This is a genomic window from Dactylococcopsis salina PCC 8305, assembly GCF_000317615.1.
Classification (GTDB): domain Bacteria; phylum Cyanobacteriota; class Cyanobacteriia; order Cyanobacteriales; family Rubidibacteraceae; genus Halothece; species Halothece salina.
Genome location: NC_019780.1, coordinates 1,579,611 through 1,599,928, shown reverse-complemented (window position 1 = coordinate 1,599,928; position 20,318 = coordinate 1,579,611). Strand labels below are relative to the sequence as shown.

The following is a 20,318-nucleotide window of genomic DNA, read 5'->3' as shown; positions in this document are numbered from 1 at the left end:
CCACAAATGATGGTCGGGTGGGCAAGGCAAACCCGACGATAACTGATTCGATGTTGGGTTACATTTGATTTCACCCAACCTACATGGGATTCTGGGAAGTCTAATTGAGCGGTGATCACAGACCACAAATGATTGTAGGGTGGGCAAGGCAAACCCTACGATAACTACAGAATGGGTTTAAAGTTTCTCCAGTCTATCTTTCAAAATGGACTGTTGTTTTTCTGCTTCTGCTAACGCATCTTTTGCTCCTTGTACCACTTCTTCTGGTGCTTTACTGATGAATTTTTCGTTACTTAAACGACCTTGTAAGGATTTGATTTCTCCTTCAATTTTATCCAGATTCTTCTCTAATTTATTCCGTAAAACTTCCACATCAACTAAACCAGCAAGGGGAATTAAAACTTGTACTGTTCCCACAACACCAGCGATGACTTGTTGCTGTTTGTCTTCCTCAACTGCAGCAGTTACGGTTAAATTCTCGACTTTTCCTAAGTCTTGAATGTAGGTTTTTCCCTTACTTAAAATTTCCCGTTCTTGCGAGTTCTCACTTTGCAAAATTACATCTACTTTCATCCCTGGTTTAATTCCAGCTTCAGCGCGAAGATTCCGAATCGTATAAATTGCACCGAAAATTAACTCGAATTCCTGTTCTAATTCGGGATTAATTAATGTTTTTTGTTGCTCGATCGATGCTTGAGAAATAGAAGTATCTCCCACTAATTCTGCTTTAGTGTTATTAATAATTTCGCGTAAATTCTGCCGTTTTTCTTGCGTCAGGAGATACCGATAAATAAACCAACCTGTGTAACTCACGCCAATCAGTTTTAAGAAACTCGGTAGCAAGGGGAACTGTTCTAAAGTAAGAACAAAAGCAAAGAGAATGTTAATCAGAAAGAAACCAAAAACAGCAACTCCTAACCAAGTTACAGCAGATAAATTCAGTTGTTGAGGAAAGGCATCAATCTGTTTTTGAAGTTGTTTCCAGAGCGTTTCTTGTTCCCCAGTTGTCTTGATTTTTGGGAATATCTCATCCACTTCGGGATAAGGTTGTAACGCTAAACTTTGGTCAGGAAGTTCGGTTAGAGTATGCCAAATTTCTTCGGTAACATAAGGCATAAAAGGATGAAGTAACTTTAAAATCCCTTCTAAAATATAAGCAAGAGTTTGTTGGGCAACTAAACGGGATTCTTCCTGATTTTTATCATTCAAACGGGATTTAACTAACTCAATATATCGATCGCAAAAATCACCCCAAACAAAATCATATAATCCTTGCGCCGCTTCTCCTAAACCATAGTTTTCGATTTGTTCACGAGTGGTTTTGATGGTTTGATTGAAGCGAGATAGAATCCAACGATCGCTTTCTTCTAACTTTTCTAAATCAGGTGTTCCCAATGCTTGCGGAGTTTTCCCGTCGAGATTCATAAAGACAAACCGCGACGCATTCCAGAGTTTATTGGCAAAATTACGGGAAGCCTCCACAGAACTCGATTCGTCTTTTTCTCGATCGTATTGTAAGCTAATATCTTGTCCCGCACCCGTTACTTCTCGAACTAAAGTATAACGAAGGGCATCCGCGCCATATTTTTGAATCAGCAATAGAGGATCAATGCCATTCCCTGCGGATTTTGACATCTTTTTGCCGTTTTCATCTCGCACTAAACCATGAATATACACATCACGGAAAGGCATCTCTCCCATGAAATGTCCCGACATCATGGTCATTCTTGCCACCCAAAAGAAGATAATATCAAACCCAGTAACAAGGGTGGTATTGGGGAAATAAGTCTCTAAGTCAGCCGTGTTTTCCGGCCATCCCATCGTTGAAAAGGGCCATAACCCAGAGGAGAACCAAGTATCTAACGCATCCCCATCTTGTTGGAGTTGGATATTCTCGCCATATTCTTGAACGGCTTTCTCTCTGGCTTCGTCTTCATTCTGGGCGACAAAATAGGGAGTTTCGTCGGTAATTTCGCCATTGGTTTCGCTGATAACATACCATGCTGGAATTTGATGACCCCACCACAGTTGTCGGGAGATACACCAGTCTTTTAATTTGACTAACCAGTCACGATAAACTTTTCTCCAACGTTGCGGCACAAAATAGGGAGAGTTTTCCTGATCGAGACGGTTCAGTGCAGTTTTCGCTAAGGGGTCAATTTTCACAAACCACTGGGTGGAAATCAGCGGTTCAATGGGAACTTTGCCTCGATCGCTATAAGGTAAAGTAGAAACATAATCTTCCACTTTGACTAAACAGCCTTCTTCTTCCAACCGTTTCACCACATTTTGCCGCGCTTCAAACCGATCTTGTCCGACAAATTCTCCTCCATTCTCATTGATTGTCCCATCTTCGTTCATTACGGTGATAAACGGGAGGTTGTGGCGTTCTCCCATGGCGAAGTCATTGGGATCATGGGCAGGGGTGATTTTAACGCAGCCCGTGCCAAAAGAGGAGTCAACATATTCGTCTGCGATAATGGGAATTTCTCGTTTCATTAACGGTAAGGTTACTGTTTTCCCAATCATGTCCTGATAGCGTTCATCGTTGGGATTGACAGCGACGGCGGTATCTCCTAACATCGTTTCCGGTCGGGTAGTGGCAACCTCGATCGCGCGACTACCATCACTCAACGGGTAACGAAAATGCCACAAGTGACCATTGACTTCTTTATTCTCTACCTCAAGGTCAGAAATTGCGGAACGAGAAGCAGGACACCAGTTGACCATATATTTCCCGCGATAAATCAGCCCCTCTTCATATAACTTTACAAACGCCGATCGAACCGCTTGGGATAACCCTTCATCCATCGTAAAGCGTTCCCGTGACCAATCCGCCGACAACCCCAACCGTTTCAACTGATTAACAATACTGCCACCAGACTGTTGTTTCCACGCTAAAGCCCGTTCTAAAAACTTCTCCCGTCCAATATCAAACCGAGTTAACCCCTCTTCCCTTAATTGTTTGTCAATAATCGCCTGTACTGCAATACTGGCGTGATCCGTTCCAGGGAGACAAAGGGTATTATCGCCACGCATCCGATGATACCGCACCAAAACATCAATCAAAGCAGTGTTAAAAGCGTGTCCCATGTGCAAACTTCCCGTTACATTGGGAGGAGGAATCACAATACAAAACGGTTTTCCTCCCTGTTCGGGATGCGCCTGAAATACCTGTTGATTGTCCCAAAACGCTTGCCATTTCGCCTCAGTTGCTTTGGGATCATATTGACTGGGTAAGGTGGTTTCGGTCATCGGTTTTCTCCTCTTTATTGATTGATCACTGTTTGACGATATTAGCAAGGGCAGGTTTAAGAGTGGGATACTGATAAGTAAACCCCTGTTCTTGAGTGCGTTTCGGAATCACGTTCTGACCTTCTAAAACCGCTTGGGCGGCTTCTCCTAAGAGTAATTTTAGGGCAAATTCTGGCACAGGAAGCCAAGAGGGGCGCTGCATGACTTCCCCCAAAGTTTCGCATAATTCCGACATTCGCACTGGGTTCGGTGCAGTAGCATTATAAACTCCTTGATAGGCAGCAGAATTAATAGTTTCTTGAATTAAATTCACTAAATCATCAAGATGAATCCATGAAAACCACTGTTCACCAGTTCCCAAAGGGCCGCCAGCAAATAAACGAAAAGGGGTTAACATTTTTCCTAATGCCCCTCCTTCCCCTAAAACAATTCCGAATCGCAGAATCACTAAGCGTGTCTCGGTATTTTCGATTTCCTTGGCGGTTGCTTCCCATTTTTGACAGACGGAAGCGAGAAAGTCGTTTCCAACGCCACTGGTTTCATCAAAAGTTGCGGTTTCGCTTGTGCCATAATAACCAACAGCAGAAGCGTTGACTAAAACTTGCGGTTTGGTGTCGGCTTGTTTAATGGCTTCGACAATGTATTTAGTGGTTTCAAGACGAGAGTCGAGGATTTCTTGTTTTCGTTCTGGTGTCCAAGGTTGATCCGCAATCCCCGCACCCGCAAGGTTTACGATCGCGTCTGAATTAGCAATTTCATTTTGCCATGATCCCGCTTGAAGTGGATTGTATTCGACGATCTCCACGTTGGGAAAGGCTTTTTTAGGGAAGGTGCGTTCTCCTCGCTGTTTGTCGCGAGTGAAGACAACCAGATTGTGTTCGCTGTTAGAGAGTTTCTGGATTAAGCGTGTACCAACAAAGCCAGTGCCGCCAGTAATTGCAATTTTCATATAAATTTGCGTTCTAGTCAGTCAAAAGGACTATTATAGCGCGGAAAATTTGACCAATACTCGCAGCTTCGATCGAGAAAATTGCTACAGAATATCAGAGAGATTTTACTTCGATTGATCCCACCAGTCTTCTAAATCTCCAATTCCCTGAAAATCGAGTAACGCTTCTCCCAAGTTTTCTAATTGTTCCAGAGAGAGACTATTGACACGATCGCGCCACATTTGTGGTAACTCTCCCACTCGTCGGGTTAAAAGACGTAGAATGAGCGATCGTTCTCCTTCTTGTCTTCCTTTTTCTTCTCCCTCTCGAATAATGTCCTGATAAATTACTGACTCTCGCATCATCCCCTCCCGAAATAATCGTTTCACCAAATCTTTCTCATATTTTAACCCTGCTACAATTTGCGTGTAAGCTGAAATTTCTACTCTTCGATTTCCTTCCAATTCATTGACTTGTTCCACCACTTGTTGCAACAATGCTTGTGGTTCATTGGTTGCTGTTAAGGGTGCTAAGGGTAACAAGGCGGGATCATGGAGAAATAACTCTGGATTTTCTTCCCACAGTCGAATCACTCGATATTGATGCTGAGTATTTTCGAGGGTAAAACGGGTTTCAATCACCTGAGTTTCAGGAGGTGGGAGTAACAAAACCACCACTTGGGTAATCGGTAAGCGATACAAGCGATAGAGGCGCACCCAATAATCTAGCATTCGTAAAGGAAGCGGTGGCGTTGATTGCAGTTGGGTTTGAAATTCTAAATGCAGAATCCGTCCTTGGAGTTGTAAGAAGGTGACGGAATCAGCGCGAATCGGTTCAATGCTGAGTTCGGTTTTGAGAACTTCCACATCGGTTTGTGGTGCATTCAGTACCCAACTGGCAAAATTGGTGGGATATTTTTCCGATAAGAGTTTACAGAGATTATCAAAGGACATCTAGAAAAAGGGAAATCTACTCGAATTTTAATATTATCCCTGATTTTGTCTTAGTTTTTCTCGAAGCTACGCCATCAAGCCTCTAAATCTCGCTGACTAATATAATCAACTTAATTCACAAGGAACAATTACTTTTAAGGCTTGTGGGATCACTTCAAATTTTGCTGGTGTTTTGGTGGTTATTTCGCCATCGGTGTTGATCGATCGAGGCTTTTTAGTTTCAATAAAAAATTCTGTTCCTTCTAATAAACGCACCTTTCTTTTCGGATAGCGCCCCGATCGAAAACTCGGTAATAATTTAATCATTTCCCACCAATGTCTAATTTCCAAACTGTATAAATCCAACCGTTGGTCGTGAATTGCGGCATCATGGACAATGGTCATTCCGCCGCCGTAATGGCGACCATTCCCGATCGCAATTTGAACCGTTTTCACTTTTATAATTTCCCCCTGATGATGGATTTTTGCGGAAAAGGGGCGAGATTTTAATAACACTTTAACCGCAGTAATCGCATAAGCCAAGACTCCCCAGCGCCGTTTCGCTGATTTCGTGAGTTGGTTTGTAATATCAACACTTAATCCTAAACTCGCCACATTGAAGAAATACTGATCATTAACTTTTCCTAAATCGATCAATTGGTGTTTTCCCTTAGCAATCACTTCGCACGCTTGCGGTAACGTCTGGGGAATTCCTAAAGTGCGAGCTAAGTCATTCGCAGTCCCTAATGGTAGAATACCTAGAGGGAGTTTTGTGCTAATCATGCCTGCGATCGCAGCGTTAAGCGTACCATCACCACCACCAATGATGACTAAATCAACATCATGTTGATGATCAATGATCAGTTGTGGTATATCATGGGGATTTTCACTACTTCTTTCTAGTAATTGGAAACCCAAATTTTGTAAGTGAGACTTAAGGAGAGGGAGGTTTTCTTTTCCCATGCGAGAATGAGGATTAACCAGTAATAACGCAGAAAGCATAAGACAATTAGCTATTTTTTTAAAGAATAATGAGTCAACAAGTAATTTTAATTTGGTATCGCAATGATTTAAGGGTACATGATCACGAGCCATTATTTCGCGCTCTTCAAACTCAAGGACAAATTATTCCTTTTTATTGTTTCGATAATCGTGAATTTGGAAAAACCGCGTTTGGCTTTCCTAAAACTGGAGGCTTTCGCGCTCAGTTTCTCAGAGAAAGTGTTGCCAATTTACGGGAAAATTTACAAGATAAAGGAAGTAATTTAATTATACGTTGTGGTCAACCCGAAACCATTATTTCTGATTTAGTCAAAGATTTACAAATTACTGATGTTTTCTTTCATTCAGAAGTAACGGCGGAAGAAACTCATGTCGAAAAGGAATTGGAAAAAAAATTAACCAATTATGGTGTAAAATTAACTTCATTTTGGGGAGCAACTCTCGATCATTTAGATGATTTACCGATGACAATTGATGAGCTTCCTGATGTTTTCACTCAATATCGTAAGCGAGTAGAAAAGTCTTCTCAAATTCGCGCAAGTTTTCCTTCTCCTGATAGATTACCTTCTCTTTCTTCAGAAATTAATTGTGGTGATCTCCCAACTTTAGAGGAATTAGGGGTAAAAACGCCGCTTAAAGATGAGCGAGGTGTGCTTAATTTTATCGGGGGAGAAAGCGCTGGAATTAAAAGATTAAGTGAGTATATTTGGGAAGAAGATTGTCTCAAAGTCTATAAAGAAACGCGCAATGGAATGTTAGGCGCAAATTATTCTTCTAAGTTTTCGCCTTGGTTAGCAAGAGGATGTTTATCCCCTCGTTATATTTATGATCAAGTACAAACCTACGAGGAAGAAAGAGTTAAAAATAACTCAACTTATTGGCTAATTTTTGAGTTAATGTGGCGCGATTATTTTCGTTTTGTTTGCCTAAAATATGGTAATTCTGTATTTTATCAAACAGGTTTACAGGGAGTACAAATTCAATGGAAAGAAGACTGGGAACGCTTTAAACTTTGGCAAGAAGGAAAAACGGGATATCCTTTAGTTGATGCGAATATGCGCGAAATTGCAAAAACGGGTTTTATGTCGAATCGGGGTCGCCAAAATGTGGCAAGTTTTCTCACTAAAAATTTAGGAATTGATTGGCGAATGGGTGCAGAATGGTTTGAGTCGTTATTAATTGATTATGATGTTTGTAGTAATTGGGGAAATTGGAATTATACGGCGGGTGTGGGAAATGATGCGAGAGATTTTCGTTATTTTAATATCCCTAAACAGTCACGAAATTATGATCCGAAAGGGGATTATTTGAGACATTGGCTTCCTGAGTTACGGAAAATTCCAGGGGATTTAATTCATCAACCTGAAAAGTTATCCCAAGTGCAACAAAAAGAATATGGTGTGATTTTAGGTGTAGATTATCCTCGCCCTGTGGTCGATTTTATGAAGTCGATTAAAGCCAATGAAAAACTTCAAAAGTCACAATAGATTTGGTAAAATTAGTAAAAAATACTAATTATTTGGAACTATGAATAAGTCTCCTTCTCTCCTTATTGTTGACGATGAGCCGAGTAATTTTGATGTTATTGAAGCTCTATTAGAGGATGAAAATTATCAGCTTTATTATGCTGCTAACGCCACTGGCGCTTTGAAGTTATTAGAAAAAAATCCTGTAGATGTCATCCTCTTAGATGTAATGATGCCAGAAATAGACGGAATTACACTTTGTTCTTATTTGAAAGAGAATCCAGATTATCAATATATTCCGATTATTATGGTGACAGCTTTGACAGGAAAAGAGGATTTAGGGCGCTGTTTAGAAGCTGGTGCGGATGATTTTATTAGTAAGCCTTTAAGTTGGATTGAGCTTCGATCGCGTCTTCATTCTATGTTACGAATTAAGCAACAATATGATGATCTTCAATTGCTTTTAAGGCGCCGTGAAGAAATGGCAGAAATTATTGTTCATGATCTGCAAAATCCTGTCACCAGTATTGTTTTCTCTTGTGAAATGCTTAAGTCAACTGAATTAGACAGTAAGCAACGTAATAAACTGGAACAAATCACTGTTGCTGGAAAACGTTTAGAGGAGCAAATTCAAACCTTGCTCACTATGGCAAAATTAGAAACAAGGCACTTAGTTTTAGAGCCAGTTTATTTACGCTTAAAGCCACTGCTAGAGAAACTCATTCAAGAGTTTAGCATCATTTCGATCGCGAAAGAGATCAAAATTGTTTCTAATTTAGAGATAGAAAATGACTGGGTTTGTCTTGATTCTCATTTATTTTCACGAATTGTTAATAATCTTTTATCGAATGCCTTAAAATATTCGCCAAGAGGAAAAACAATAGAAGTAAAATTGCAAGAAACGCCCGATCGAGTATTACTAAAAGTCTGTGATGAAGGTAAAGGTGTAAGCGATAGTTTGAAAGAAAAAATATTTCAAAAATATGAAATCGGTGTTAACCATACTGATGTTAATCAAACTGGTTTAGGATTAGCCTTTTGTCAAATGGCAATTGAGGCTCATGGTGGAAGTATTTATGTTGAAGATAATCAACCACAGGGAGCAGTTTTTATTGTGGAATTTCCTCGGAAAACCAGCGCTGAATCTCATTAATTAAATGGCGTAAACGGATCTGATATTCCTAGAATTGCATTGAGAGGAGTTTTTATATGAGGTTCACTCAATCAATGATAAACAGTAGGTTGGGTGGAGAGAAGCGAAACCCAGCACCAATTATAAACAAATACCCGAACTTGATATTAGTTCACTTTCAAAGGCTTTACGCTCACTAATATCAGTAATTCTAACTAATACCATTTTTAATAATTGGCGCTACAGTATCGACTACTTAAGCCCCCCAACCCCCCAAGTTTGGGGGGCTTAAATGTAACTTGACTTTTCCAAAATGGTATAAATAAATGTTTTCACCACCTATGGGTGATATCTTGAGCAATTCCCGCAACACGATAAATCTCACCTTTATGATTTTTAATCGGAAACGCTCGATCGCGCAGCCAACGGATTTTCCCATCAGGGCGAATAATTCTATATTCGGTTTTGTTAAGATCGGTTCACTAATTGCTTTTGCTATTTTTGCGTTAAAATGAGCTTAAATAAGGTTAAAGGGAGGTTAAGCCCACTATGAAACTGAATAAATTTTTATACCCCCAAAGTCGCTATTATGGCGCGGTTAAACCCGAAAATTTGGTCTTTAACGCCAATTTACAAGAGTTCGCCCAGCGCGTTGGTTATATCGCCAACCTAGAGACGGCGGAAAAAATTTCCCCTCAAAAAGCACACCAAGACATTAGTGAGCTTTGGGAAGGTTTAAAAAACTCATATCATCAATTAGGAGTTCAAAACTGAGCTTCAATACTCTTCCTTGTGTCAATGGTGGTAACATAAGCCTCTTCTGTTTCTGTAAAAGGTTCAGCATTGGCTTGTTGTTGCGCCAACAAATTCGGTGTTGCGTCGGAAATATCTCCTTGACGTTTCGCCACTCGATCGAGCAATATTTCCATCGGGGCTGTACAATAAATAATCTGTAGGGAAAGGTGATGACGTTTCGCCTCAGTAATCACCGCTTCTCTCATAAGTTGTCGATCGTACTTCGCATCTAAAATTACATTCCAACCCTTAGAGGCTAATAAACTGCCAATTTCTAACAATCTCTCATAAGTTTTTTCCGTCATTTCAGGACGATAAATGTCCTCATTCCCTACAGCTTCAGGATCAATTCCTGCTAAATGTTTTCGCACCGCATCTGATCTTAAATGAATTGCTCTTTTTTGTTTCGCAATTTCTCGCGCTACAGTGGTTTTTCCTGATCCCGATAATCCTGACATCATCCATAATTCTCCCTGTTGCGGTTGCGTATATTGCCAAGCTAAATGATAATATTGCTTTGCTTTTTCCTGTGCTTTCTGTTTTTCTTCTTGCGCGATATTCGGATCATCTAACATTAAAGAGTTGACTTTTCCGCGCACATAGGCTTGTCGGGTTAGATATAAAGGTAAAAGTTGCACCCCTTCCCAGTCGCCAGTTTGCTCTAAATAATTATTCAGAAAAACCGTTGCTAATTCCTGACGTTTTCTAAATTCTAAATCCATAATCGTAAACGCCACATCATACATGACATCAACAAACCGAAATGGCTCGTTAAATTCGATGCGATCGAATAACTGGATTTTATCTCGCCAGTAACAGATATTTTTTAAGTGTAAATCACCGTGACATTCTCGAATAAAATGATCATTAACTCGTTTTTTCAGGAGAGCATTATAGTCTTGGAAGAATCGATCGGTAAATGCTTTCGTTTCCAGAAACTGTTTCTGATCTTGAACACTTCCCACATATTTCTCAGTTTGCTTGTAGTTATTTTCGATCGCCCTTTCAATCTTCTCTGGTTGTCCAAACTCACCAATATAATCATTGGTTTTTGTTTCCTGATGAAACTTCGCCACCCGTTTTCCTAATTGCGCTAACAAAGATTCAGTTAATTTTCCCCCTTTTTCCATTTCGCTAAAAAGGGCGGCTTGTGGAAACTGGCGCATCTTGACAACATAATCCACAATTTCCCCTTTCCCGTCAAGTTCTAGGGTTTCTTCTTCTTGAGTAATCGGTAAAACATCTAAATAAATCTCAGGCGCGATCGGGCGATTTAATGCCAATTCTTGCTGACAATAATACCGTCGTTTTTCTAACGTTGAAAAATCTAAAAAACCCATATCAACAGGCTTCTTCAGCTTATAAGCATATTCTCCTGTTAGAAAGATATAGGAAATGTGAGTTTGTAAAACTTGTATTGAACCTTGAATTGAATGGGGATAAAAGTCAGTTTTACTCATGTCTTGGATGAGTGTTTTATGATTAATCATCATGCTCTATCCTGTTATTTTCTCTGCTTCTATTATAACAGAATTAAGATTTAATTATGAAAAAGTTAAGTCATTTTACTGGCGATTATTTGTAAAATTTAATTATCTAAACTCGATCGAGCGCAATTGTATCAATTTTTTTTGATATATTGAACTCAAAACAATCCCCCGATCTTGAACTCAAGGAGTAAAGCAATGATTACCCAGCAAGGAAAAGCCTTAAAAATGACCAAATCTGCATTTATTTTTCTAGGAGTAGTAACATTTGCCAGTAGCTGTGGTTCTCCCAGTAATGAATCTCAAAGTAATGCCTCTCAAACGGTGATTGAAGTTGATGGATCAAGCACCGTCTATCCTATTACTAATGAAATTGCCCAAGAATATCAACTACTTTCCTCTAATCAACCAGAAATTAGAGTCAACATATCAGGAACAGGAGGAGGATTTCGTCGCTTTTGTGCGGGAGAAACGGACATTAATAATGCCTCACGTCCAATTACAGCTTCCGAAATGAAAACTTGCGAAGAAAATGGAGTGAAGTATCTGGAATTACCCGTTGCTTATGATGCGTTAACAGTTGTAGTTCATCCGAAAAACGATTGGGTGAGTACCATTACCACTGAAGAATTAAAAGAAATCTGGCAACCCAGCGCTGAGAATAACATTACGGAATGGAGTCAGGTGCGTTCAGATTGGCCCCGTCGTCCCTTAAACTTATATGGGGCTGGAAGTGACTCAGGGACTTATGACTATTTTACAGAAGCGATCGTCGGTGAAGCAGAAGCCAGCCGCCAAGATTATATTGATAGCGAAGACGATACTCTAATCGTGCGTGGTGTTCGTGAAGACCTTTATAGCCTAGGCTATTTTGGTTATTCTTATTTTGAGGAAAATCGGGGAGATTTAAAAGCACTTGCCATTGATCATGGGGATGGGGGGGTGATACCTTCACGAGAAACGGTCAGAAGTGGCGAATATCAACCGTTATCTCGCCCATTATTAGTTTATGTCAATGCTAACGCTCTTGAAAATAAACCAGCACTAGAAGCGTTTATGGAATACTATCTCACACAGGGAAGACCTTTTGTTAACGTAGTGGGATCGATTCCGCTTCCAGATGAGATTTATAACTTAGCCGTGAAACGAATGGACAATAAACAAGTAGGAACAGTATTTGAAGGGAAAACTCCCATTAGCTTCAAAATTGAAGATTTGTTTCGGAAAGAAGCAAAATCCACCACTGATTTTGAAATGAATCAATAACTGATAAGGTTAGCCCCCTAACCCCCAAGATTGGGGGATTTGATGAGCTTTATTTGCAACAACCGATTACAGTGATCAGTAATCAAGTTTGAGAACTACTGGTCACTGGTCACTGCTTAACTGGTCACTGATTGATGTTGGGTTTCATTGCCTTCCACCCAACCTACGGTGTTGGGTTTCATTTCTTTCCACCCAACCTACAGGTTAAACTTGAGCCAGAATTTCTTTCGCTTCTTGTGGCTCTAAACGGGGACCATAGCTTGTCACCAAACGCGCAGAAGCAGCAGAAGCCAGTTTTCCAGCATCAGCATAACTCATGCCATGAGTCACACCGTAAAGGAATGCACCAGCGAACATATCCCCAGCGCCGACTGTATCCACTGCTTTCACCGAATTGGGAGCAATTTCGATGAGATTTTCCCCATCATAAGCCAATGCTCCCTTCGCACCACGAGTAATCACAAAGCCTTTACTGAGGGTTTTTAGGTAGTCACAGGCTTGAGCCAAGTCTTCGGTTTCCCCCATAGTCAGTGCTTCGGTTTCGTTGGCGAAAATTAAATCAATTCCTTCCCCGATCATTTCTAGGAATCCTTGCTTGAAGAATTTTGCCATATTTAAGTCAGACAGGGAAAGAGCGACTTTATTTCCTGCTTTTTGGGCAATTTCTCGCGCTTTGATCGCTGCTGCCTTGCTGGTGGGGTCTGTGACGAGATATCCTTCCATATAGAGGTATTCTGCATCTTCGATCGCGCTTTCTACTAACTCTTTCTCGGAAAACTGAGCAGAAATCCCTAAATGCGTATTCATCGTGCGATCGGCATCTGGGGTGACAAAGACTAAACATTGTCCAGTAATGCCAGGTTCACGCTCTTGATATTGTAAATTGGTTTCAATGCCAGAATCCACTAAGTCTTGTAGATAAGACTCTCCCATTGCATCATTAGCCACTTTACAGGAATAGAAACACTTTCCACCAAACTGACTAATGGCAAACATGGTATTTGCAGCTGATCCGCCGCCGCTTTTTTTCCCCATATAGTCGCCTAAATCATTAATCAACTGTTGTTGACGATCGGCTTCAATGAGAGTCATTACGCCTTTATCAATCCCTAAATTGGTTAAGACATCGGGAGTGACTTTAAATTCAATGTCCAACAGTGCGTTTCCGATACCATAGACGTTATATTTAGCCATACACTTTTTCTTCTTCTGCCCTTATCATTTTCAACCTTGCTATCTTATCATTAAGTTTGTGCTTTGTTCTTGGATCAATCGGTAAGGGTGGGGGAAAGAAAGAGCAATCACGCTCGGTTTAAATGAAAACGCCCAGCCCCCTAACCCCCAAGTTTGGGGGAACTTGATGAACTTTATTTGTCGCAACTATTAGAGTATTTCCTATAAGGTGGAACTGATGCACATTTTGTTAGTGGATGATGAACGAGAATTGACAACACCGCTTTCTCGTGTTTTAACTGAGGAAGGATATCAGGTTGATGTGGCAAATAATGGGGTGCTGGGAGAAGAATTAGCAGGAAAAAATAATTATCATCTGTTAATTTTAGATTGGTTAATGCCAGAAAAATCGGGAATTGAATTATGTCGAAATCTTCGATCGAGCGGTGATCAAACACCCGTTTTATTTTTAACCGCAAAAGATACAGTGGACGATCGAGTAGAAGGATTAGATGTTGGTGCGGATGATTATATTGTTAAACCGTTTGAATTGCGAGAATTTTTAGCCAGAGTGAGAGCGTTATTAAGACGATCGGCTTGCGAAATTTCGGCAACTTCTCGCTTGCAATTTGGAGAATTAGAACTCGATCGAGACAATCAACTCGCCTATCGCAATGGGAGGACGATCGAACTTTCAGAAAAGGAAACCCAGTTATTAAGCTATTTAATGCAATTTCCCGAACAACTGTTAACCCATCAACAAATTTATCAACATCTTTGGGGAGAAGATAGCACTCCTAGTAGTAACGTTTTAGCCGCTTTAGTGCGTTTATTACGCCGTAAAATTGAAGCCCCTGGAGAAACAACCCTAATTCATACTGTTTATGGAAAAGGTTATCGTTTGATGAATGATGAATAATTTACCAAATGGCACGCAAATCTAACTGAAAGTTAGGTAAAACCTCTTCTCCAGACAAAAAATCAGGCTGATCTAAAACTTCTATCCCTTGATTTTGACGATAAATTTCCACCTGTTGATCTTGAGGATTAATCAACCATCCTAACTCAGTTCCATTATCAAGATATTCCTGCATTTTATTCTGTACATCAATTAGTTTATCGGTTGGAGAACGCAGTTCAATCACAAAATTCGGACAAAGGGGAATAAATTTTTCCTTTTGTTTTTGCGTTAATTCTTGCCAACGAGATAGAGGAATCCAAGCCCCATCAGGCGAACGATTTGCGCCATTAGGCAGTTTAAATCCTGTGGAAGAATCAAACGCAATTCCTGTGCCATCTTGATCCGTCCAATTCATCAGTTGCTGCGTGAGTCTAGCATTTCTATTTCCTGTTTCTCCTCCTGTTGGTGGCATAATTATGAGTTCTCCTTGGGCATTTCTTTCTAAGCGTAAATCCCGATTATTCGCACAAAGTTGAAAGAATTGTTCTTCGGTTAATTCAACAGATTGGAGATTGATTGTAATTGCATTCATCATGATTATTTACTCTCGTAAAACATAACCGACACCGCGCACGGTTTGAATGATGCGAGGTTCTCCTTTTTCTTCTAATTTTAATCTTAAATAACGAATATAAACTTCAATAATGTTGGAATCTCCCATAAAATCATATCCCCAAACTCGTTCTAAAATTTGGTCACGGGTTAACACTTGACGGGGATGGAGGAGAAGATAACGCAGTAATTCAAACTCTTTTGCGGTTAATTCGATCGCGCGATCGCGCCGACAAACTTCTCTGGTGCTAGTATTGAGTTTAAGATCGCTAAACTGGAAAGTGTCCGTTTCTTCCTCGTGGTTGCGGCGAAGATGGGCGCGAACACGGGCAAATAATTCTTCAATGCTAAAGGGTTTCACCACATAATCATCAGCCCCCGCGTCTAACCCTTCCACTCGATCGCTAATCTCATCCTTTGCCGTTAATAGAATCACAGGAATGGTGTTATTGGTTTGACGTAACCGCCGACAAATTTCTAACCCAGAAATGCCAGGTAACATCCAATCGAGGATCAGTAAATCGGGATTGAGTTCTCGCGCTTGGGTTAATCCAGTGAAGCCATCAGTGGCGATCGTCACCTCATACCCTTCATATTGAAGTTCTAACTCAATAAATTGGGCGAGTTTGGCTTCATCTTCCACAATTAAAATTCGAGCCACCATGATTGAAAACTAAGGGGTATTAACTAGATTAACCCTATCTTACGTTTTTCTCCCGAATTTGGAAACGGAGAGGGGGGGATTCGAACCCCCGAGGAGCTTGCACCCCTAGCGGTTTTCGAGACCGCCGCAATCAACCACTCTGCCACCTCTCCAGACTTGAAATATTGTAACTGTTTAAGTGATAGAGTTCAAGAGCGCCTCCTACACATTTGAACCTAATTTCTCACTCGCTGGGTTTTGTCTCCTTAACGAGATTGAAGATTCGCTGTATGATCAGGTTGCTTTGAATAAGAGTGAACCTTTAATAAACAGTAAGGAAATTATTGATGGAACATCGTGGTGTTACCGTTTGGTTAACGGGTTTGAGTGGCGCGGGAAAAACAACGATTACTAAGGCTTTAGAACAAGAGCTTCGATCGCGCAACTGTGAGAAACTAGAGGTATTAGATGGGGATATCGTCCGTCAAAACCTCACGAAAGGGTTAGGCTTTAGCAAAGAAGACAGAGACACAAACATTCGTCGCATTGGCTTTGTCGCTAACCTACTAACTCGTAATGGGGTTATGGTTCTGGTTTCTGCTATTTCTCCTTATCGAGAAGTGAGAGAAGAAGTGGGACGACAAATTGGGAACTTTGTTGAAGTTTTCGTCAATGCGCCCTTAAACGTTTGTGAAGAACGAGATGTAAAAGGATTATACAAAAGAGCGAGAGCCGGAGAAATCGAAAAATTCACGGGAATTGATGATCCTTATGAACCGCCAACGAATCCCACTGTCGAATGTCGCACCGATTTAGAATCCTTAGATGAAAGTGTGGGAAAAGTGTTAGGAAAACTGGAAGAATTGGGTTATATTTCTAATTGATATCCCCCCAAACCCCCCGATGATTGGGGGGCTGTTTCATTCTTTTAAAATTAAGGGAGGTAGGGAGATGGGGGAGACAAGGGAGACAAGGGAGATGGGGGAGATTTCAGGACTCTTTTTTCTTATGAAAAAGCCAAAAAGTAGGAAAAACGTCTCGATCGAACGTACCAGAAGGGGTTCAGGTGATCGCTTTCGATTTTAACACCGAGAATGAAACAGCCCTGCCTTTGAAAGGGGGGCTTTAGATAAATATTTCAATTAATAATTTCGAGATTGGGCAATTCTAAAACTCAAAAAAATGACGGGGATAATTCCTACCAAAATAATCGTTAACGCTGGGGCGGCGGCTTCAATTAGGCGTTCATCAGAGGCATATTGATAGACTTGAACGGCGAGAGTATCAAAATTAAAAGGACGAATGAGAAGTGTTGCGGGAAGTTCTTTCATTACGTCCACAAAAACTAACATCACGGCGGTTAAAATTCCTCCCCACATCAACGGGGTATGAACTCGTAATAAGGTACTGCTAACAGTATGTCCTAAACTTCGAGAGGCTTCGTCTAAACTAGGTTTAATTTTCTCTAAACTGGATTCAACCGCATTAAAAGAAACTGCAAGAAAACGCACTAAGTAGGCAAAAATTAACGCCGTAATCGTACCACTGAGAATTAATCCCACAGACACATCAAAGGTCGATCGCATCCAGTTGTCGATTATTTTATCTAATCGCGTAACCGGAATTAAAATTCCCACTGCAATTACCGTTCCAGGAATGGCATAACCCATCGCCGACATCCGCACTCCAAAGTTTAATAATCCTGATTTTCCTTGACGTTTTCCATAGGCTAAAAAGAGCGCGATCGCGCTTCCTAAAAAAGCCGTAATACTTGCTAAAATCAAACTGTTTTGGGCAATCTCCCAGAAACTTTTATTGAGAGTATATTCAGCATTAGCAACGGTTAAATAACTTAAATAAACCGCAGGAACAATGAAACCAAACGTTAACGGTATAATGCAAACGAGCAGGGAAAAAATAGCTCGCATTCCAGATAATTGATGTTTCGGCGGAGATTGATAAGTGCTACCTGCTTGATAATAACGGGCTTGCGATCGAGATAATCGTTCGAGTAAAATTAAAATCGCAACAAAGAACATTAAAACTGCTGCCAATTGCGCCGCCGCGAGACGTTCTCCCATCCCAAACCAAGTGCGATAAATTCCAGTGGTAAAGGTAGTGACACCGAAATATTGAACTGTTCCAAAATCTCCCAACGTCTCCATTAATACTAATGCTACCCCAGACGCGATCGCAGGACGAGCCAACGGAAGCGCCACCGTAAAGAAACTTTTCCAGGGATTACACCCTAAACAGCGACTCGCTTCTAATGTCCCTGTTGCTTGCTCTAAAAAGGCAACTCGCACCAGCAAATAGACGTAAGGATATAATACCAAAATCAGCATCGCGATCGCGCCCCAGATATTGCGAACTTCTGGAAACCAGTAATCATTCACACTCACCCAACCAAACAGCGATCTTAACCCCGTTTGTACCGGACCAAAAAAGTCTAACAGATGGGTATAAGTATAAGCGAGAAGATACGCCGGCGCAGCTAAGGGAAGTAATAACGCCCATTCTAAAATTCTACTCCCAGGAAAGCGACACATGGTCACTAACCACGCTGTTCCCACACCAATAATTGAAACCCCGAAACCGACACCAACCATCAAGGTAAAAGAGTTTTTAAGATATTCTGGAAGCACAGTTGTCGCTAAATGTTGCCAAATTTCTCCTGTATCAGCGAAAACACTGGCAACAATAAATAAAATGGGAATAGCAATTAAAAGCGCCACCAAGAAAACGCCAATTGTCCAATAATTGAATAGAGTTTGACGGACTTGTTGAGTTGATTGAATAATGATAGATAACACGGTTTAAACACAAGTAAGTTTATGATTTATTGCTAGTTTAGCAAGGGAGAACCTGATCAGTGACCAGTTACCAGTTACCAGTTACCAGTAATCAGATAAAACGTAGGTTGGGTGGAGCGAAGCGAAACCCAACACCAATTATAAGCAATTACCTGAACTAATAACCAAAACGATTATGTCTCTAACTCAGTCGGATTATCAAACTAAAGTCGAAAGCGCGATCGAGCAACTTTCCCACGATCTTCCTAATTTATTCCAAAAAGATATTTCCTACAAAATCTATAGTTCTGACATCTTTTTTAAAGACCCAGTTAATCTGTTTCAGAGTAAATTTAACTATAGAATTATTTTCTGGACGCTTCGATTTCATGCGCGTTTATTCTTCACCGAAATCTATTTTGATGTCCATGATATCCAACAAATAGAAACAAATATTATCAAAGTTTGGTGGACAGTGCGCGGAAAATTACGAGTTCCCTGGGAAGCCAATATTTTCTTTAATGGCGATTCTACTTACACCTTAAATTCAGAAGGATTAATCTCTGATCATCGGGATAGCTGGGATCGCGCACCGAAAGCCATCTTAAAACAGTTTTTACCCCAACCGAAAAAATAAAAGGATTGTTCCCATTTTCTGCCGAACCAAGATAAAATCAGACTAAATTGATTGCTACAAAGTTGGCTTTTTAAGGTTAAGAGAAGTTAAAAAAATGAGTGGAACATCCTCGCAACGGTTATTAGAAATTGCTCAAGTTTTCTTCAAACTAGGAGTAATTGGTTTTGGTGGCCCAGCAGCCCATATTGCCATGATGGAAGAGGAAGTCGTTACTCGTAGGGAATGGATCGATCGATCGCGCTTTTTAGATTTAATTGGCGCAACTAACCTCATTCCCGGTCCTAATTCGACAGAAATGGCGATTCATTTAGGTTATATTCAGGGCGGTTTCTTTGGTTTAATTATCGCTGGTGTTTGTTTCTTATTTCCTGCTGTTTTAATCACAGGAATTTTTGCTTGGATTTACGTTTCTTATGGAGATTTACCACAAATTGCACCGTTATTTTATGGCATTAAGCCAGCGGTTTTAGCGGTTATTTTGGGTGCTTTATGGAAACTGGGCAAAAAAGCAATTAAGGGTTATCAATTTGTTCTTATTGGCTTCGGGGTTGCAGTCTTATTATTACTTGGTATTAACGAAGTTATTGCGTTATTAATTGGCGGTTTTGTGGGAATGCTTTTATTACAAAAAGTGCTTCCGAAAGAGACAGCAGAAGGGTTAATTGGAGTGTTGAGTTTCGGGACAATATTAAAAGCCGTAGCCGCAACAACTGCTAAAACTATTCCTCCTTTATGGAAGTTAGGATTATTTTTCTTAAAAGTGGGTTCGATCCTCTTTGGTAGCGGTTATGTATTAATCGCTTTTATTGAAGGAGAATTAGTCAATCAAAATGGCTGGTTAACCCAACAGCAGTTATTAGATGCGATCGCGATCGGACAATTTACCCCAGGTCCAGTTTTATCAACTTCTACATTTATCGGTTATGTGGTCGCAGGGATTCCTGGGGCAATTGTAGCAACATTGGGCATCTTTTTTCCCTCTTTTATCTTTGTTTTAATCTTAAATCCGTTAATTCCTAAATTGCGAAATTCTGCTTGGACAAGTGCGTTTTTAGATGCGGTGAATGTTAGTGCTGTGGGCTTAATGGCAGTTCTCACCTTACAACTTGCTTATAGCCTATTTTTACAGCCATTAGATTACATTGCCATTTTAATTTTTATTCTCGGCGCGATCGCGCTTTTTCGATTTAAACTCAGTCCTTTGTGGCTAGTTTTTGGCGGTGCAATTTTAGGACTAATTTTTAACTTACTCAACTTACTTTAAATCGTAGGGTGGGCATTGCCCACCTTACCGAA

The 20,318-nt window shown here is 40.5% G+C and carries 17 protein-coding genes, 1 tRNA gene and 1 pseudogene; 8 read left to right on the top strand and 11 right to left on the bottom strand.

Features of this window, described 5'->3' with window-relative positions; all coding sequences use genetic code 11:
- Positions 1-177 precede the first annotated feature (177 nt).
- The 4 genes from DACSA_RS07950 to DACSA_RS07935 form a co-directional block, all read right to left on the bottom strand.
- Positions 178-3,255, bottom strand: a complete 3,078-nt coding sequence (locus DACSA_RS07950) for a valine--tRNA ligase (protein WP_015229259.1) — start codon at positions 3,253-3,255, stop codon at positions 178-180.
- Positions 3,256-3,280: 25 nt separating this feature from the next.
- Positions 3,281-4,204 carry a thylakoid membrane protein ThyD gene (thyD, locus tag DACSA_RS07945; protein ID WP_015229258.1) on the bottom strand — a complete coding sequence of 308 codons (924 nt, stop codon included), beginning with the start codon at positions 4,202-4,204 and terminating at the stop codon, positions 3,281-3,283.
- A gap of 105 nt (positions 4,205-4,309) precedes the next feature.
- Positions 4,310-5,137, bottom strand: coding sequence for a DUF4351 domain-containing protein (locus DACSA_RS07940; protein WP_015229257.1), 828 nt, complete (start codon positions 5,135-5,137; stop codon positions 4,310-4,312).
- A gap of 105 nt (positions 5,138-5,242) precedes the next feature.
- Positions 5,243-6,118 carry a lipid kinase gene (locus tag DACSA_RS07935; protein ID WP_015229256.1) on the bottom strand — a complete coding sequence of 292 codons (876 nt, stop codon included), beginning with the start codon at positions 6,116-6,118 and terminating at the stop codon, positions 5,243-5,245.
- Between the two features lie 29 nt (positions 6,119-6,147).
- On the opposite strand from DACSA_RS07935, the gene DACSA_RS07930 reads away from it, so the two are divergent.
- Together DACSA_RS07930 and DACSA_RS07925 are read left to right on the top strand one after the other, a co-directional pair.
- The gene (locus DACSA_RS07930) at positions 6,148-7,605 is read left to right on the top strand and encodes a DASH family cryptochrome (protein ID WP_015229255.1); all 1,458 of its coding nucleotides are present in this window, start codon (positions 6,148-6,150) and stop codon (positions 7,603-7,605) included.
- A 40-nt stretch (positions 7,606-7,645) separates the two neighbouring features.
- Complete coding sequence (locus DACSA_RS07925; protein WP_015229254.1) at positions 7,646-8,737, top strand: hybrid sensor histidine kinase/response regulator; 1,092 nt, start codon at positions 7,646-7,648, stop codon at positions 8,735-8,737.
- Positions 8,738-9,054: 317 nt separating this feature from the next.
- Here the strand turns inward: DACSA_RS07925 and DACSA_RS19020 are convergent.
- Positions 9,055-9,177, bottom strand: a pseudogene (locus tag DACSA_RS19020) (PAS domain-containing protein); the annotation flags it as partial.
- 88 nt (positions 9,178-9,265) lie between these two features.
- On the opposite strand from DACSA_RS19020, the gene DACSA_RS07920 reads away from it, so the two are divergent.
- Positions 9,266-9,490, top strand: coding sequence for a DUF7219 family protein (locus DACSA_RS07920; RefSeq protein ID WP_015229253.1), 225 nt, complete (start codon positions 9,266-9,268; stop codon positions 9,488-9,490).
- Here the strand turns inward: DACSA_RS07920 and DACSA_RS07915 are convergent.
- Positions 9,481-11,001 carry a bifunctional aminoglycoside phosphotransferase/ATP-binding protein gene (locus tag DACSA_RS07915; RefSeq protein ID WP_015229252.1) on the bottom strand — a complete coding sequence of 507 codons (1,521 nt, stop codon included), beginning with the start codon at positions 10,999-11,001 and terminating at the stop codon, positions 9,481-9,483. The genes DACSA_RS07920 and DACSA_RS07915 overlap by 10 nt on opposite strands.
- Before the next feature lie 195 nt (positions 11,002-11,196).
- Between DACSA_RS07915 and DACSA_RS07910 the strand changes: the two genes are divergently transcribed.
- Positions 11,197-12,264: a PstS family phosphate ABC transporter substrate-binding protein gene (locus DACSA_RS07910; RefSeq protein ID WP_015229251.1), complete on the top strand. Its 1,068-nt coding sequence runs from the start codon at positions 11,197-11,199 to the stop codon at positions 12,262-12,264.
- A gap of 204 nt (positions 12,265-12,468) precedes the next feature.
- Here the strand turns inward: DACSA_RS07910 and DACSA_RS07905 are convergent, their stop codons facing one another.
- Positions 12,469-13,458, bottom strand: a complete 990-nt coding sequence (locus DACSA_RS07905; protein WP_015229250.1) for an adenosine kinase — start codon at positions 13,456-13,458, stop codon at positions 12,469-12,471.
- A gap of 217 nt (positions 13,459-13,675) precedes the next feature.
- On the opposite strand from DACSA_RS07905, the gene rppA reads away from it, so the two are divergent.
- Positions 13,676-14,356 carry a two-component system response regulator RppA gene (rppA, locus tag DACSA_RS07900; protein ID WP_015229249.1) on the top strand — a complete coding sequence of 227 codons (681 nt, stop codon included), beginning with the start codon at positions 13,676-13,678 and terminating at the stop codon, positions 14,354-14,356.
- A gap of 1 nt (position 14,357) precedes the next feature.
- Here rppA and DACSA_RS07895 read toward each other — a convergent pair whose 3' ends face one another.
- The 3 genes from DACSA_RS07895 to DACSA_RS07885 form a co-directional block, all read right to left on the bottom strand.
- A complete protein-coding gene (locus DACSA_RS07895; RefSeq protein ID WP_015229248.1) occupies positions 14,358-14,933 on the bottom strand; it encodes a Uma2 family endonuclease in 576 nt (191 codons plus the stop codon).
- Positions 14,934-14,939: 6 nt separating this feature from the next.
- Positions 14,940-15,614 (bottom strand): response regulator transcription factor, encoded by a 675-nt coding sequence (locus tag DACSA_RS07890; protein WP_015229247.1) that lies wholly within the window; start codon positions 15,612-15,614, stop codon positions 14,940-14,942.
- A gap of 65 nt (positions 15,615-15,679) precedes the next feature.
- Positions 15,680-15,766: transfer RNA gene (locus DACSA_RS07885), tRNA-Ser, on the bottom strand.
- Positions 15,767-15,940: 174 nt separating this feature from the next.
- Here DACSA_RS07885 and cysC point away from each other — a divergent pair.
- On the top strand, positions 15,941-16,477 hold the full coding sequence (gene cysC / locus DACSA_RS07880) for an adenylyl-sulfate kinase (protein ID WP_015229246.1): 537 nt from the start codon (positions 15,941-15,943) through the stop codon (positions 16,475-16,477).
- A 258-nt stretch (positions 16,478-16,735) separates the two neighbouring features.
- On the opposite strand, the gene DACSA_RS07870 is transcribed toward cysC, so the two are convergent.
- Positions 16,736-18,406 (bottom strand): ABC transporter permease, encoded by a 1,671-nt coding sequence (locus DACSA_RS07870; protein WP_015229245.1) that lies wholly within the window; start codon positions 18,404-18,406, stop codon positions 16,736-16,738.
- 175 nt (positions 18,407-18,581) lie between these two features.
- On the opposite strand from DACSA_RS07870, the gene DACSA_RS07865 reads away from it, so the two are divergent.
- Both DACSA_RS07865 and chrA read left to right on the top strand, forming a co-directional pair.
- Positions 18,582-19,022 carry a DUF2358 domain-containing protein gene (locus tag DACSA_RS07865; RefSeq protein WP_015229244.1) on the top strand — a complete coding sequence of 147 codons (441 nt, stop codon included), beginning with the start codon at positions 18,582-18,584 and terminating at the stop codon, positions 19,020-19,022.
- Positions 19,023-19,116: 94 nt separating this feature from the next.
- A complete protein-coding gene (gene chrA / locus DACSA_RS07860) occupies positions 19,117-20,286 on the top strand; it encodes a chromate efflux transporter (RefSeq protein ID WP_015229243.1) in 1,170 nt (389 codons plus the stop codon).
- The last annotated feature ends 32 nt before the right edge of the window (positions 20,287-20,318 follow it).

Bases quoted from the DNA above. Each gene is read 5' to 3' on its own strand.
- DACSA_RS07925 (WP_015229254.1), top strand. From the start codon at position 7,646: ATGAATAAGTCTCCTTCTCTCCTTATTGTTGACGATGAGCCGAGTAAT.
- DACSA_RS07865 (WP_015229244.1), top strand. From the start codon at position 18,582: ATGTCTCTAACTCAGTCGGATTATCAAACTAAAGTCGAAAGCGCGATC.
- DACSA_RS07930 (WP_015229255.1), top strand. From the start codon at position 6,148: ATGAGTCAACAAGTAATTTTAATTTGGTATCGCAATGATTTAAGGGTA.
- DACSA_RS07940 (WP_015229257.1), bottom strand. From the start codon at position 5,137: ATGTCCTTTGATAATCTCTGTAAACTCTTATCGGAAAAATATCCCACC.
- DACSA_RS07910 (WP_015229251.1), top strand. From the start codon at position 11,197: ATGATTACCCAGCAAGGAAAAGCCTTAAAAATGACCAAATCTGCATTT.
- DACSA_RS07920 (WP_015229253.1), top strand. From the start codon at position 9,266: ATGAAACTGAATAAATTTTTATACCCCCAAAGTCGCTATTATGGCGCG.
- chrA (WP_015229243.1), top strand. From the start codon at position 19,117: ATGAGTGGAACATCCTCGCAACGGTTATTAGAAATTGCTCAAGTTTTC.
- DACSA_RS07890 (WP_015229247.1), bottom strand. From the start codon at position 15,614: ATGGTGGCTCGAATTTTAATTGTGGAAGATGAAGCCAAACTCGCCCAA.
- cysC (WP_015229246.1), top strand. From the start codon at position 15,941: ATGGAACATCGTGGTGTTACCGTTTGGTTAACGGGTTTGAGTGGCGCG.
- DACSA_RS07950 (WP_015229259.1), bottom strand. From the start codon at position 3,255: ATGACCGAAACCACCTTACCCAGTCAATATGATCCCAAAGCAACTGAG.
- DACSA_RS07895 (WP_015229248.1), bottom strand. From the start codon at position 14,933: ATGATGAATGCAATTACAATCAATCTCCAATCTGTTGAATTAACCGAA.
- thyD (WP_015229258.1), bottom strand. From the start codon at position 4,204: ATGAAAATTGCAATTACTGGCGGCACTGGCTTTGTTGGTACACGCTTA.
- DACSA_RS07905 (WP_015229250.1), bottom strand. From the start codon at position 13,458: ATGGCTAAATATAACGTCTATGGTATCGGAAACGCACTGTTGGACATT.
- DACSA_RS07935 (WP_015229256.1), bottom strand. From the start codon at position 6,118: ATGCTTTCTGCGTTATTACTGGTTAATCCTCATTCTCGCATGGGAAAA.
- DACSA_RS07915 (WP_015229252.1), bottom strand. From the start codon at position 11,001: ATGATTAATCATAAAACACTCATCCAAGACATGAGTAAAACTGACTTT.
- rppA (WP_015229249.1), top strand. From the start codon at position 13,676: ATGCACATTTTGTTAGTGGATGATGAACGAGAATTGACAACACCGCTT.